At 39.3% G+C, this 14,303-nt stretch carries 10 protein-coding genes; all 10 read left to right on the top strand.

The window, feature by feature from the left end; genetic code table 11:
• Window positions 1-15: 15 nt before the first annotated feature.
• Window positions 16-2,751: a type VI secretion system ATPase TssH gene (gene tssH / locus WNY79_RS19705; RefSeq protein ID WP_342876693.1), complete on the top strand. Its 2,736-nt coding sequence runs from the start codon at window positions 16-18 to the stop codon at window positions 2,749-2,751.
• Between the two features lie 25 nt (window positions 2,752-2,776).
• Window positions 2,777-4,798, top strand: a complete 2,022-nt coding sequence (gene tssI / locus WNY79_RS19700; protein WP_182738715.1) for a type VI secretion system tip protein TssI/VgrG — start codon at window positions 2,777-2,779, stop codon at window positions 4,796-4,798.
• A gap of 17 nt (window positions 4,799-4,815) precedes the next feature.
• On the top strand, window positions 4,816-5,232 hold the full coding sequence (locus WNY79_RS19695) for a hypothetical protein (RefSeq protein ID WP_342876692.1): 417 nt from the start codon (window positions 4,816-4,818) through the stop codon (window positions 5,230-5,232).
• A 4-nt stretch (window positions 5,233-5,236) separates the two neighbouring features.
• Window positions 5,237-6,397 (top strand): hypothetical protein, encoded by a 1,161-nt coding sequence (locus tag WNY79_RS19690; protein WP_342876691.1) that lies wholly within the window; start codon window positions 5,237-5,239, stop codon window positions 6,395-6,397.
• Window positions 6,387-7,418 carry a DUF2169 domain-containing protein gene (locus WNY79_RS19685; protein WP_342876690.1) on the top strand — a complete coding sequence of 344 codons (1,032 nt, stop codon included), beginning with the start codon at window positions 6,387-6,389 and terminating at the stop codon, window positions 7,416-7,418. Before WNY79_RS19690 ends, WNY79_RS19685 begins: the two co-directional genes overlap by 11 nt.
• A complete protein-coding gene (locus WNY79_RS19680) occupies window positions 7,408-8,307 on the top strand; it encodes a hypothetical protein (protein WP_342876689.1) in 900 nt (299 codons plus the stop codon). The genes WNY79_RS19685 and WNY79_RS19680 overlap by 11 nt, the downstream gene beginning before the upstream one ends.
• Window positions 8,304-9,380, top strand: a complete 1,077-nt coding sequence (locus tag WNY79_RS19675) for a DUF4150 domain-containing protein (RefSeq protein ID WP_342876688.1) — start codon at window positions 8,304-8,306, stop codon at window positions 9,378-9,380. Before WNY79_RS19680 ends, WNY79_RS19675 begins: the two co-directional genes overlap by 4 nt.
• Complete coding sequence (locus tag WNY79_RS19670; protein WP_342876687.1) at window positions 9,381-12,575, top strand: hypothetical protein; 3,195 nt, start codon at window positions 9,381-9,383, stop codon at window positions 12,573-12,575.
• Window positions 12,576-12,583: 8 nt separating this feature from the next.
• Window positions 12,584-13,573, top strand: a complete 990-nt coding sequence (locus WNY79_RS19665) for a hypothetical protein (protein ID WP_342876686.1) — start codon at window positions 12,584-12,586, stop codon at window positions 13,571-13,573.
• Window positions 13,574-13,653: 80 nt separating this feature from the next.
• Window positions 13,654-14,303: hypothetical protein (locus WNY79_RS19660; RefSeq protein WP_342876685.1), on the top strand; the 650-nt coding region annotated here is incomplete at its 3' end.

Here is a 14,303-nt window from a genome sequence, read left to right as displayed (position 1 = left end):
ATTAAGGATAAAAAAATGGATGCTAAAGGTATAAAACAACTCATAGATAAATTAAATGGCCACACCGCAACAGCACTTGAATCAGCCGCTGGGTTTGCGAGTAGTCGTAGTCATTTTGAAGTGCTTCCTGAGCATTTACTTATTAAGTTGATGGAAGAAGGAAGTAATGGTGACCTTGAGCACATTTTTCATTTTTTTAATATCAATCAAGACAAAGTATGGCACGAGCTATTAGACTTTTTAAATAAACAGCCTGCCGGTAATCAAAGTAAACCTACATTTTCTCGCCGTTTATACGAATGGCTAGAGCGTGCATGGTTAAGTGCTAATGTTCAGCATAAAAGTGATTTTATAACCGGTGCTGCGCTTATTGACTCATTAACAGAGTTATTACCTTACAGCCCTGTACTTCAATTACCCGCTTTATTGGATAAAATAGATTCACGTTTTTTAGCTGAAAACTTAGACAAAATTTGTCAGCAATCTTCAGAGCGTTTAAATCCAGCGGCTAAATCTAAGTCTGCAAATCAAACCGATTCATCGCAAGGTACAGCTGCGCTTGATGAGTACTGTGAAGATTTAACTGAAAAAGCAAAACAGGGTAAAATTGATCCTGTTCTCGGTCGTAATGACGAAATTCGTATGATGGTAGATGTGTTATGCCGTCGAAGAAAAAATAACCCTATTTTAGTGGGTGACCCAGGTGTAGGTAAAACAGCAGTCGTTGAAGGTTTTGCCCAGCGTATAATTGATGGCCAAGTACCAAGTGACCTGCAAGGCGTACGCTTATTGGTGCTTGATATGGGGTTATTGCAAGCAGGTGCTGGCGTGAAGGGGGAGTTTGAGCGTCGCTTAAAAACAGTAATTGATGAAGTTAAAAATTCAACAACGCCAATAATTATGTTTATCGATGAAGCGCACACTTTAATTGGTGCCGGTGGCGATGCGGGCATGAGTGATGCGGCAAATTTACTAAAGCCAGCATTAGCACGCGGAGAATTAAGAACCGTTGCGGCAACAACATGGAGTGAGTATAAAAAATATTTTGAACGTGATGCCGCACTAGAGCGCCGTTTTCAGCTTATTAAAGTAGATGAACCAACAGAGCAAACCGCTCAATTAATGCTTGCAGGCTTAAAAGATAAATACCAAGAGCATCATAATATTCAAATTACGGATGACGCTATAGAAGCTGCTGTTGTTTTATCGTCGCGCTATATAACAGGTCGCCAATTACCAGACAAAGCTATTGATGTATTAGACACCGCAGCGGCAAGAGTACGTATGTCGTTTGCTACAGACCCCGCTGCCATTGAGTCTGAGCGTGAGCACATTAATTACTTAGAAACTAGAATCAATAGTCTCAATGTAGAGCTAGGACAAGGTTTAGTCGTTGATAAAGATAAGCTTACCCATTTAGTTGAAGAGCTGGTTATTGCACAAAACAAATTGGCGCAACTTACTCATTCGCGTGAATCTCAAATTTCGACTTTGAGCCAAATTAATGAGATAAAGCAGGCAACTGATCAAGAGCTTGATAGCGAATCATTACTGACACTTCGCCAATCACTAAAAGAGCAAAATACACAAGACAACGGCTTATTTAGTGAAGTAGATGCAGATGCTGTTGCACAAATTATTTCACAGTGGACCGGTGTGCCTGTAGGGGCAATGGTAAAAGATCAGATTAGTAATTTAATTAATCTTGAAGCCACAATTGGCCAAGAAGTTATAGGGCAGCAGGCTGGATTAGCTAAAATAGCGCAAACACTAAGAGTAAGTAAAGCCGGCGTAAGCAACGATGAAGGCCCGCTAGGCGTATTTTTACTAGCTGGTCCATCGGGCGTGGGTAAAACAGAAACGGCGCGTTGTTTAGCAAAACAATTATTTGGTGGCGATAAGTTCTTAACCACAATTAACATGAGCGAATATCAAGAGTCGCACACCGTATCGCAATTAAAAGGTTCACCTCCAGGGTATGTTGGTTATGGTGAAGGTGGTGTGTTAACCGAAGCAGTAAGACAGCGTCCATATTCAGTAATTTTACTTGATGAAGTTGAAAAAGCGCACAAAGACGTAATGAACATGTTTTACCAAGTGTTTGAGCGTGGCACGATGCGTGACGGTGAAGGACGTGAAATAGACTTTAAAAATACTGTAATTATCATGACATCTAATTTAGGCTCAGCAGAGTTAATCGATGCATGTACACCGCCTACAGTTATAGACCTAAGTCCTCAAGATGATGATGAAGAACAAGTACAGCAAAGCGATCAAGAAGCAGCTATTAACGAAGCGCTAAATCCAACGCAAGCACCTATTAATGAAGACGGAACGCCTTGGAAAGTACCGTCAATCGGTGCACTTACTGATTTAATTAAGCCGCAGTTACTTGCTTTTTTTGCACCTGCTTTACTTGCTCGTATGCAAGTTATACCTTACTTAGCGCTTGATTCAGAAGCTCTACAGTCTATTGTCAGCTTGAAACTTGAAGCCATTGCAACACGTTTGCACGAAAACCACAAAATGCAGCTACGAGTAGATGCTAGTGTTTTAGAAAAACTGACTACTCAATGTACGCTTTCAGATAGTGGTGCACGTATGGTAAATGCGGTTATAGAGCAGCAAATACTTCCTGGTATCGCTAAATCAATTTTAGAGTTTATGGCAGAAGAAGACATGCCTGATATTTTAACGCTGGCTGTTGACGAACAAGACGAAATTACGGCGACATTTGCAGATAACGCTTAAATAAAAGGATGTAAAAATGGGATTCATGGACATATTTAACGAGCTCAAGGCCAATAAAAGTCACTTTAGTGTTGCTATACAGGGCATGCCTGACGGGATGGTATATGTAACTGACTTTGAGTCTAGGGACGATCGTTTATGTGAAGACTATGAATTTAAAATCCAAGTATTGAGCCCTGAACATTTAACATCTGAAATGCTAATAGGCAAAGATGTTTCGTTATCACTAGTGTGGTCAATGTTAGATCGTACTATTTCAGGGTTAATTAGTGGTTTTATAGCGCATGGTCAAAGTCATCAGGGGTATCACTATACTTTGATCATGAGTTCTCATTTAACATTACTTAAGCATCAGCACTCTAACCGTGTATTTACTGCTATGGATGCAGGTAAAATTATTTCGAGTGTGTTTGAAAAAGCAGGTTTCCCTGCGCAAAAGTTAAATGTACAAGCAAGCTCAACCATGCTCGATATGACCGTGCAATATAACGAAACTGATTACGAATTTGTAACACGCTTAATGCGTAAGCACGGTTTTGTATACAGCTTTGTAGAGCAAACGGGTGGTGAATGTACATTGTATATTTGCAATGATTCAAATGGTATAGCGCAAGAGTTTAATGAAATAAACCTAAGCTACGTACCGCCATCTGGGCAAGTAAGAACGAGTGAGTCAATTTTTGCTATAAGCAGGCAGGCTCAATTATTTCCGCAAAGTACACACTTAGATGATTACAACTACCAAGCTCCGGGTAATTTGCAAGTTTCAAAAAATAACAGTGCGTCAGTTATTGGTTTTGGTGAAGATAGTCATTATGGTGATAATTACGGGCAGTCAAACGAAGGGCAAGACTTAGCAACTATCAGGCAGCAAGCGTTTGATTGCCAACGTGAGCAAATAATAATAGATACAGACTGCAGGGCACTTCGCCCTGGTATGCGTTTAAATATTTATGACCACCCAGAGCATGATGGTCAGTATTTAGTGACGCGTGTAGAGCACAAAGGTAGCCAAAGTGCTTCGGTTGAATACGGCTCAAATGTAAAGGGTTTAACGTATAAAAACCAAGCTTATTTAATTAGTGTTAATCAGCCTTATAAAGCCGCATTACGTCCAGCGAGACGTGTATTTGCAACGTTTAATGCATTAATTGAGCAAGAAATTGATGACAAAGGTAACTACGTAGTAAAACTACCTTTTAATCAAGATGGGGAAGGCCAAGAAAGCCGTCCTACACGTTTAATGCAACCTTACGGTGGCAGCGGGCACGGTATGCATTTTCCACTAACTCAAGGTACAGAAGTGCTCGTTTGTGGTGAAAATGGTGATTTAGACAGGCCTATAATTTTAGGCGCGCTTTATAATGAAAATGCACCAAGTCCTGTTACAAGCGAAAACCCAACTGAAAACAAATTAGTAACTAAAGCTGGGCACAGCTTTGTAATGGATGACAAAAAAGGCGAAGAGAAGATAAGCCTTGCCAATAAAAACAATAAAAACCAATTAATACTCGATGCTACAAATGGTGCGCACCAGGCAATGTTAAAGTCTGTTGATGGTGATGTTAAAATTTCAGCAAAAGAAAATCTACAGTTTGTTGCTGAGAACGACGCAAACTTTACAGTTGCTAATAATTTTACAACGCGAGTAGAGAATAACTTGCAAATTCAAACCCGCGAGGGGGATATTACAGTTACCTCGGCTGCGGATTTAACCTTAAATTCAGCCGCAAATAGCCGTATTCAAGCAACAGATGGTAATTTAGAGCTCACAGCAACTGATGAGCTTAAAATGCAAGCACGACAAGATATTAGCGTTTACTCGGTAGACGGCAACCTTGAGCTACAAGCGCCACAAGGTGATTTAGAACTAAATAGCGGTAAAAATATTACTATAAAAGCAAATGGGCAAGGCTCAATTCAGTTAAGCCAAGGTGGTGCAAGTATAGAAATTGATGCTGCGGGTAACCTTACAATTGATGCCACTAATATAACGTTAAGTGCCACTAATATAGCAATTAAAGGCAGTGCAATTAGTAACAACTAAGTTAAAGGAGTAATTTAATGAACGCTAAAGTTAAAAGTATATTTAATCACGATCAGCAACTTGCACCTGTAAGTAAAGTTGATGAATTTGGCCGAGTTAAAAGCGTTACAATAAATAACGACGAACATAGTGTTGTAGCGCAAGCGGCGCATATAACACCATGCCAAGTGGGCGACACAGTGCTGCTTACTCATACCGCACAAGGCTTTATAGCAACAGGGCTACTTGCAAGTGAAGATCAAGCGCCCGCTGCACTCATTAAAAATAGTCAAGGCCACATAACTATTGAAGCGCAGCAAAGTATTAGCCTTCAAACGGCTAAAGGGACGATAGAAGTATTTGCCGACGGGACGATAGTACTCGAAGGGCGAGATATAACAGCCAATAGCGAACAAGATCTTACCTTGGCTGGCTGGCCGATTAGGCTTAATTAACGCTATGTTTGCACAAGTCGCTAAGGTTAAGCAGCATCAGCAGCGCTTAACTACTTTATTAAAACACAAACAAAAGTTGCAAGCGCAAGGTGTTTACCCGCTTGCCCGACTCAATGTAATTGAAAGCCAATTGCTAAATCATTTATACACGCTCAGCGATTTAAAAACTGAAGCACCTATAGACTATTTTGCAGGCAAAAATTTAACGCAAGTGAGCCAATTAGTCCTTAATGAATTTATTGCCTTTGCCACAGAAAACGCTGAACATCACAGTATTTATACCTTACTACTGCAAAGTCTTAATATAAAAAGTGAACTTAACAGCGCCGAAACTTTTTTAGCTTTAAAGTCGGACAAACATTTAAGTTATTACGGTGTACTACAGTACTTACTTGATTATTGGCAGTTAGAGGATAGTAAAGCGCTGCGCAACAGTGTACTCAACGAAAAAGAACAGCTTGATAGTAACGCAATTACTTTACTTTTTTCACAGCACTTAAGCGAAGCAGAGCTTAGCAATGCCATGTTACATGCTAACTTTGATATTGCTTACGCAGCACTTGTAAATGCCTACTGTAATAACGCAGACAACGTATCAGACATGCTGTTTAAAGTATTTGCAAAAACAAATGATGACGACAAAAAAGCAAAATTACTTGCCTTAGCAGGGCTTACTAATGATCCGCGCTGGGATGAACCTTGCCTACTTTTTTGTAAAGCTAACCCCGGGCTTTGCAAGCACGTGCTAAGCCACTTTGTATATAAGCGCGCATTGCCTCTATTTATTAATTTAATGGCATATGGGGTAACTCAAAAACCAGCTTACGCAGCGTGGTTAATTATTACCAACAGAGCGCTTGCCCAAGCAAAAAAAGTAACTGTAGTAGAATCAAAGAACGCACAAAACGTACACAGCGGCATAAACCTTGATGATGCAGAGCATGCAAGGCAAGCGTTTGCAATTGTCCCAGGGGATCAATTATTAAACGGTATTAGCTTTGCACAAAGTAATGCAAAGCAAAAATTAAAAATGCTTGCAGGTGAAGTTGTGCAACGCGTAATAGCCCCCCATTATCCACTGCAAAAAGCCTGTGGTTTGTACCATGTATTAGTGAGCGCCAAACAATGGCAAAGTGTTATAGCGGAGAGCCCAAGTGCTGAATAATTTTTCTCCTTGGCAGGCTAGTTTTTTTGATGGTTGGTTGAGTGACCGTACGCTGGCTAAAGTTGTTCTTGTAAAGCAAAGCTTTGAGTTTGACGAAAAAGGCAATGTAACACCAAACGAGCCCGGACCCGATATTGTTGTAGCGGATGACTACAATGGCGACCCCGCATATACGCAGCTGAGTGAAGTAAACGAACAAGTTGCCTTTAAACATGGTTTTGAAGTGTATGGCGACTTTACAGCTTACCCACCTAAAGCCAAACAAGCGCGAGTGATTGAAGTAGAGCTTGGCCTTTATAATAAAACACAGCCACTATTTAATAAGCGTTTACGTGTAACCGGCACGCGCTTTTGGAAGCGCTCTTTGTTGGGCCCCGTTGCAACTGATCCTAATATTATTGAGCCTACACCCATTAATTACAGCAATGCCTTTGGTGGTAAAAACCTGAATGACGAAACCGATTACCTTCTAGAAAACCCAATAGGAAAAGGTTTTAAGCTTAAAAACAAACAAGCAAAAGGGCAGCAATTACCTTGCATTGAATACGCAGATCAACTACTTCGTAAACCGAGCCATACTACATCAGTTGCAAGCTTTTCAGCTATACCATCACATTGGTCACCGCGTATTGAACTTATGCCCGACATTGATCAAAAAGCACTTATGGCAGGCAATTACCCGTTTAAAACAGTGCTTGATGAACATTTTAATAATATGGCACCGCTAGATCAGCGAGTTAAAAAAGAGTTTTCACAAGGGTGGGCGTTTTCACTTTCAGGGTTATACCCGTTACAAGAATATGGGCAGCACCAACGAGTTGAGATTCCATTTGAAGAGCCAATTGTTCAGCTGGTTAACACATTAAACAGGCATACAATTAACTTGCGCTGCGATACGTTGGTTATTGATTCTGACGCACAAAGCTTTTCTTTGTTATGGCGTGGTTATATTGACGCAATACACGTAGGCGCAAATAGCCAGTTAGTCGTAGCAAAAAAGGAAGTTAACAATGAAGTTTGATGTACTTTGCCATATAAATGCCAGTGGATGTACACCAAGTAGCTTATATACCGCTGTTGCAAACCAAATGTTGTTTTCTAAACCAAGCAAAGCATTAATACGTTGCGATATAAGCTTAGATGCCCCCTACATAATGGTAGAAATAGAAGAGCTTGCTCAGCTTGATAGACAAACCAAATGCTTACTGTTATTGAGCCAGCTGCTCGAAAATCTTGATATTACAACACTTAGAAAAACATCCCGCATAAGCCAAATAGCATTTGTATTACCACAGGATGAGTTAAACAACCCAATAATAAGTAACGATACCCTCAGTGAGCTTTTAGCTGAGATGATCTCTCAGCAAATACCTGATTTTATACAAACAACAACTATCGACTTTAAAAATATAGCGCCAGATACCCTCATTATCGCCGTAGATTCATGCGTTAGTTACCAGTATGTGAGTACTCAAGCAAAAAATAACGATGTGCAAGTGCTAAATGGCCCGCCAGGCATTATTAATGGAGAAGGTGGATGTGCATTACTTACACATGGACAAGGTGGGCTAGAAGCACAGCTTTTTTATGGCGAATTAAGTGAGCAGCTTAACCAAGCACAAGCGTGTGTTAATGATACTTACTTATTTGCAGGTAAGCAGTCGTTAGCATGGCAAAAAAAATGGTTTGCTAATACACAAACGCTATATACCCCAGAAGATGAATTAATAGAGCTTGCAGACTTAAACAACACAATAGGTTATCAAGGTGTTGCTAATAACCTAACAGGGTTAGTACTTACACATAGCTATTTAAATAACCCTTTAAATAAAGGGTTAAATCATGTGTTTTTATTATTTAATTCACCCAATGAGCAATTAATAAAAATTTCAAGGAGTGAAAATTCATGACATACATTAATGCAGCCGCAGGTAAACAAACAGGCAGTGTTCAGTACGACATCGACGCGCTAACCGCCGATGTGCGCTCAGGTGGATCGTTAACATGGCGACACAACAACCCAACACTATTAGGGCTTAATAATAGTGCCCGAAGTAACGGCGCATTAGGTAAAGCCAGCAATGTCGCTATTTTTGAAGACCGAGCCAGTGGAGATGCGGCATTTTTAGCTGAAATAGGCCGCCCTAAATACCGCGATAAAACACTTGGCGAAATGGTTAATGTATTTATTCCAGACTATATAATTCCACCACCTCAATGGGATGATGAAAAAAACGAACCTATTTTGCCGTGGAATGAGTCTCAAACCAATATGGATGTTAATAAACCTATTACTAATGCCCAAGCATTTTTAGATTTAGTGTCGAGCCACTTAGGGTGGGAAGCTGGGAGTCAAGAGCAATTAACCAAAGATACGCAATCGCAAGCAGCGCAAGTAGCCACAGTCTCAGGGCAAAATGTACTCATAAATGGCCGCACTGCCGTGCACCAAAGTAGTGGCGGTAAACTAAGTACCATAGATGTATGTTTAACCACGGTTGGCCCAAGTGTTATCCCAATACCTTATCCAAATATGGCGGCAGCAAGCGATGTAGCCAGTGTGGCGGGGTCAGTAAAAATAAATGGTAACGGTGCGGCTAACATCAAGAGTAACTTTTCAAAGAGTAAAGGCGACAAGCCGGGTAACAAAAAAGGCATAATAAGCGGCACTAACGATGGTAAAGCTGAATTTATTATGGGCTCATTTAACGTACTTATTGAAGGCAAACCTGCAGTGCGCCAAGGCGACCCAATGATTTCAAACTCAAAAAACACCCCGCCTATGCCGCTAGCGCAATCAGGTGGCGCGTCACCTAGGGGGTTAAGTGTAGAAATGAGGGATACAGATACACAAAGTGAAGACCCAGCTGAGGCTGCTTTTATCGTAGAGACAGACGCTAATAATAATTTAATTGGTCAAGGGAAGTTTACCGTCACTCAAGGTGCATTCAAGAATAACCAAGTTTTTGATGAGGGAGTTTAAATGACTACACAATATATATACGCCCCTAGGATTGTTGATGAAGCGAAAGACTGTAGTTTAAATCTTATTTTACATAGTTTTTCTGGACCGGAGCTTTGTATACCTTTTGGTAAAGCCGCGAAAAAGTTAAAGTCGCAAGATTTAGCTGAAGATCAAAAACCGACATTTATAACCGTTACGCCGCTAGTATTTAAAGACTATACACTTGATAAAACTAAAGCGGGCGCACCCGAATTCATCCCTATGGATAAATTTAGACCAACACCTGAGGATGATGCTGCATATGGTTATTATTACATATATATTAATGGTTTTTTATGGAGAGAGATTGCAGCGTTAGCTGATAAGCAATTGAGTGATGTGGATTTATCCCTACATCATAGCCAAGACCTTAGACCGCATAGTAGTGTTTTTAATCAAGATATTTTACTACCGCGTAAAATAATTGAACTGTTTGGTTCGTCAAGTACAGCCCAAGTGCCTAATATTCAAATTGCTTTTTCGCGAGTACAGTGGTCGTGGGAATATATTACTGTATTAGGGGGGATGTATGAAAGCGACTTACGCCTTAGCAAAAAACCATTATTAAGTAAGTGTGATGATACTCAAATTGCAAATAGGTATCGTAATGAGCGAATGCAATCTTTAGACTTTAATGATGCTCCTAATTGGGTTTCGATTAAAAACATGGACGTTCTTGGTGGTAAAGTAAGCGTGCTCGTTCATGATATTTTAGGTATAGCACAGGCTCAAAAAATAACAGCTGACTACTATTCTCAAATACTGAAAGACCACCAATCAGCACTTGAATCGAATGGGTATTATAAGTCGGCAATGCTGGCTCATCAGCTGTATTTTAATGAAAGTTTGTGGCAAAAACAGGCGCTCAGCACACCTAAAACGTCGCATAAACCTTTTGTAAAAAAAGATCCACAAAGCAGTAATGCACGAAAAGCAGCGGATGAAGTCTCAGAGCAAGAACTAGAAAAGTATTTGCTAGGAACCAATCCATCTTCAGTAATTGATGCAGTTGAAGGTTATTTAGTTGCTCGAGAAAAGCTCTACGATTTATATTATTTAGATTGCCAAGATTTAGAGCTAACTTTAAGTGAGATTAGCGACCAAATTAATGTTCAACCACCGGCAGAGTGGGAGTGCCTAGCCAAGGATTTAACAACGGGCGGCGTTCTAACTTACGGACTGGCGTTTGAATTTATATGTGAGCAATTAATAACACTAATCTTACCTAAAACAACACTGTCTGCGTATTTACCAGGGCTATGCGATAAAGAAAAAAAAGACAAGTTAATTAATCGATTAGATGAGCAATTTGAAAAGAGTAAAACATTAGTATTTGAAATAACTCAAACAAGCAATAATTGGTTTAGTAAGCAATTTTGTGTACACCCAGAGGCATTTGGAGAAAACCTAGCAAACACTAATTATGATGAGGAATTAATTGCAGACACAATAGAAGGGTTTAATCCTAAAAAGTTTGATCATGACAAAATTAAAGAAGAGCTATCATTACCGTTTATACCTGCCTATTTATTGAATAAAGGTGTACTTGATGTTGTCTCTAAGGGGCTTAATGAGTGGTTAGGTATGCAAGAGCGAGTCTTTGCTACTTTTACTAAAGAATTAACAGAAAAAGGAATTAAGTACCATCACTTAATTGGCGGCTTTAGCAAATCACGTAACATAGCAGAGTTTAAAAACTTAAAAATATACCCAGCGAATGCAGTGCCTGAAGGGCGCTTTGCTTTGAATATGGATATTGTTAGCCACCCTTTATTAAATGACTTAAAAACGAGTAAGCAACGAAGTGCATTTAATAATATTATTAAAGCCATTGAAGAAAAAGGAAAAATCACTTCCACTAATACAAATCAAGTAATTACAGTTGCAAAAGCATTAAAGCAGCCCCTTTTTTCAAATGGGATTAATGAAAGTAATCGCAAGCTATTTAAGCAAACCATCGCTTTAGTTACGCAAATGGCAAAAATGGTTTTAGAGCAAAAAAACTTAGCGGCACTCATGGCTGGTAGCCAACTTTACGTTTTAACATTGCCTGAAAATGATATTCCTGCAAAGGTGCTGTTTGATAGCCCTGTCCGAAGTCTTGGGGAGGAGTTTCACCATCGTGGCTTAGACTCTAAGATGCTAAAACGTATCAGCGTAGCTACGGGGCGGTTTGTTTCTATACCCCTATTATTTTTGACGGGGTATAGCACATATGTTTATTACATAAATTATGAAAAAGAGTTTAAAAAAGGCACACCCTACGAAATCTCTAAGAATATAGCATTGTTAGGTGGCACTTTAGCTGCAATTGGGAGTGTGTGGGAGGCGTATACAAAAAATGTAGGACAAAGATTTTTGACTCGATCAAGGATGTCATTTCGAATGCTTGGCTCATCCGCTAGTGTTAATGTTCTAAGAAGTTTCTCGGGTGTTATGGGGGTCCTCATGGGGGCGATTCAAGCTGCTGATGCATACCAATTAATCAGTGTAAGTGATACTGATGCAGGTATTGCTATGTTTGCCGCGGCGGGTTTCAGTATTGGACTAGGAATACACACGGCTTTATTTGCAAGTCTTGGACCTTGGGGATGGGCATTATTATTAGGCTCAATAGTATTTAGCTTACTTGCTGTGTGGTTAACCGACAGTAAATTAGAAATATGGGCTAAGTTTGGTCCGTTTGCCAAAAATAAGCGAGGTGTATTCGCCAAAGAAAATGGCGCTATTTATAATGTTTTCTCAGACCCTAATGAATATTTTAAATATATTCAAAGCGTTTTATTTTCGCCTAAAGTGACTATAAGTACACCAACTTTTTTTGATAATCGCAGTTATTATACGGTGAAAGTAGATTTACCAATGTTTATTGTTGGTAAGTCAGAGTTGCTATTAGATGTAAAATACTCTTGGCGACATCCAACAACATTGGATGTTTACAAAGAAGCAGGGTGGATTGAAGGTACTAAAGAATATTTATGTGAATTTGATGATAATAGCCTTAGCCTAAATGCTGCAGTTTATGAGTTTGAAATTGAATCACCTAGTATCAGTGTGTTTGATGTTGAAATAAAATCAACACTTATATACAACGAAAATTTAACCTTACCTATAGATTTTGATGCGTTTGAAAAGCCAATTAAGAATGCTTCACCTGATTTAGCAATCGCATAAGGAATCTGATGCAAAATAATGACTACCTAGCCGTTGATATTATGTCTAAAAAAACGCGGTTTAATTGTTTTTTTTACCCTGAGAGATTAAATAGTCTTAAGGCTAAGTTTAAAGGCTTGTGTTACTTGTATGACTTACCTTCTAAAAAACAGAAGGCAATACAAAAGCACCCAGAACGATATAAAATAGAAATGTGTGGAAATAGTCCAGCTAGAGCTGTACTTTTTGGTCCTATAATTATAGGGGCTGTTTTGAGTCTTGTGACTTTAATAAGTGTTTTATCTCTACCTATTTACGAAGAGGGTGAAAAATTTCAATGGTGGATACCTATACTTACTTTTTCTTGGAATTTGTTTTTTCTTAATTTACTGCCACTAACAGACAGTTACATCCCCAAAAAACAAATATACTTTGATAGACAAAAGCAGCTAGTAGGCTTTACTTATCCAATCTCAGGTTGCGAAGCGCGTGATGAGCAGGGTAATTGTTGTTTTAAGTGGGCTGATATTGTATGCCATTTAGATATGGTTGCAACACGCCCAGGTGTAATGGGGTTTGTACCCTATATAAGTCATGTTGATGAGGATAAATACCCTGACACTAAAATTGTTGTGCAAGTGCCAGATAACTCAAATAACCCAATGAACTGTTATTTATATTGGGAGCGTGTAGTGCGTTTTATGGACAACAGCCAACCACTTCCTGATGTACCTGAGTATGAAAACTACCGCCACCTTGATGAACCCACCGCTGAATTTGATAAAAAAAATGACAGACCTAATAAATTTTGGAGCGACTTTTCACTTGCTCAACAAGCCGAAATTTGGCAAAAGTTTAATAAAGAGGCTGCTCATTTTAATTGGCTCAGAGCGACACCTAACGAAGAAATAATTAAGCCTTGGCTGCATTTTAAAGGTGAGCCTGAGCGTATCGAAAAACTAACCTGCAAATACAAAGCAAAGCGTTTAGCGCTACAGTTGTTTATGGGAATACCTTAAGTGTTTATAAAAGCCGCTTTATAACTTAAAGGAAGTTTGAGCTTGAGCTATGCATAGTTTGAGTTTGTTAAAGGAATAATATGTCTATTTATAAGTACTTAGGTGGCCCATTACCTAAAAAAACAATTTTTAATCAATTCTATGAAGAAGGCGATACGCTGTATCTGCGGAAGATGTTTAATGGGTTATGCTTTTTAGCTAATTGGTTATATGATGATAAATCAGTTTTTAGTAGTAACCCTCATCGCTTTCAAGTCCATTCATGCGGTAATGACCCCATGAGAGCACTTATATTTGGTCCCATGTTTTTGGGGTTTGTTGGTAGTTTGGTTGTTGCTTTAGATATTATACTAATCCCATTTCATGGAGAGGGCGACGCTTTTCATTGGTGGTTACTTTATTTAGTACTCGGCTTTAACCTTACATTTTTAAACCTTCAGCCACTCTGGGATAGGATGGCGCCTCCTAAGTTAGCGTATTTTGACCGTCAAACAGGTAAGGTTGGTTATACCTTTGATATCCCAGATTGTGAAGCGCGAGATGAGTTTGGCAATTGCTGCTTTGATTGGCGAGATATGCAATGCTCATTAATAAACGAAAGCACCTCACAGTCGGGCTCTCGGGCATTTTTTCCAAGACTCTCCCATAAAGATATAGATAAATACCCACAAACAAAAATGACGATTGTCGTGACAGAGTTAGCACAAAACCCAATTTATTGTTTACTTTT

It is taken from the genome of Pseudoalteromonas sp. AS84, assembly GCF_038900255.1.
Taxonomy (GTDB): domain Bacteria; phylum Pseudomonadota; class Gammaproteobacteria; order Enterobacterales; family Alteromonadaceae; genus Pseudoalteromonas.
This window is presented reverse-complemented; position numbering and strand designations above follow the sequence as displayed.

Bases quoted from the DNA above. Each gene is read 5' to 3' on its own strand.
- WNY79_RS19665 (WP_342876686.1), top strand. From the start codon at position 12,584: ATGCAAAATAATGACTACCTAGCCGTTGATATTATGTCTAAAAAAACG.
- WNY79_RS19675 (WP_342876688.1), top strand. From the start codon at position 8,304: ATGACATACATTAATGCAGCCGCAGGTAAACAAACAGGCAGTGTTCAG.
- WNY79_RS19695 (WP_342876692.1), top strand. From the start codon at position 4,816: ATGAACGCTAAAGTTAAAAGTATATTTAATCACGATCAGCAACTTGCA.
- WNY79_RS19670 (WP_342876687.1), top strand. From the start codon at position 9,381: ATGACTACACAATATATATACGCCCCTAGGATTGTTGATGAAGCGAAA.
- WNY79_RS19690 (WP_342876691.1), top strand. From the start codon at position 5,237: ATGTTTGCACAAGTCGCTAAGGTTAAGCAGCATCAGCAGCGCTTAACT.
- WNY79_RS19680 (WP_342876689.1), top strand. From the start codon at position 7,408: ATGAAGTTTGATGTACTTTGCCATATAAATGCCAGTGGATGTACACCA.
- tssI (WP_182738715.1), top strand. From the start codon at position 2,777: ATGGACATATTTAACGAGCTCAAGGCCAATAAAAGTCACTTTAGTGTT.
- tssH (WP_342876693.1), top strand. From the start codon at position 16: ATGGATGCTAAAGGTATAAAACAACTCATAGATAAATTAAATGGCCAC.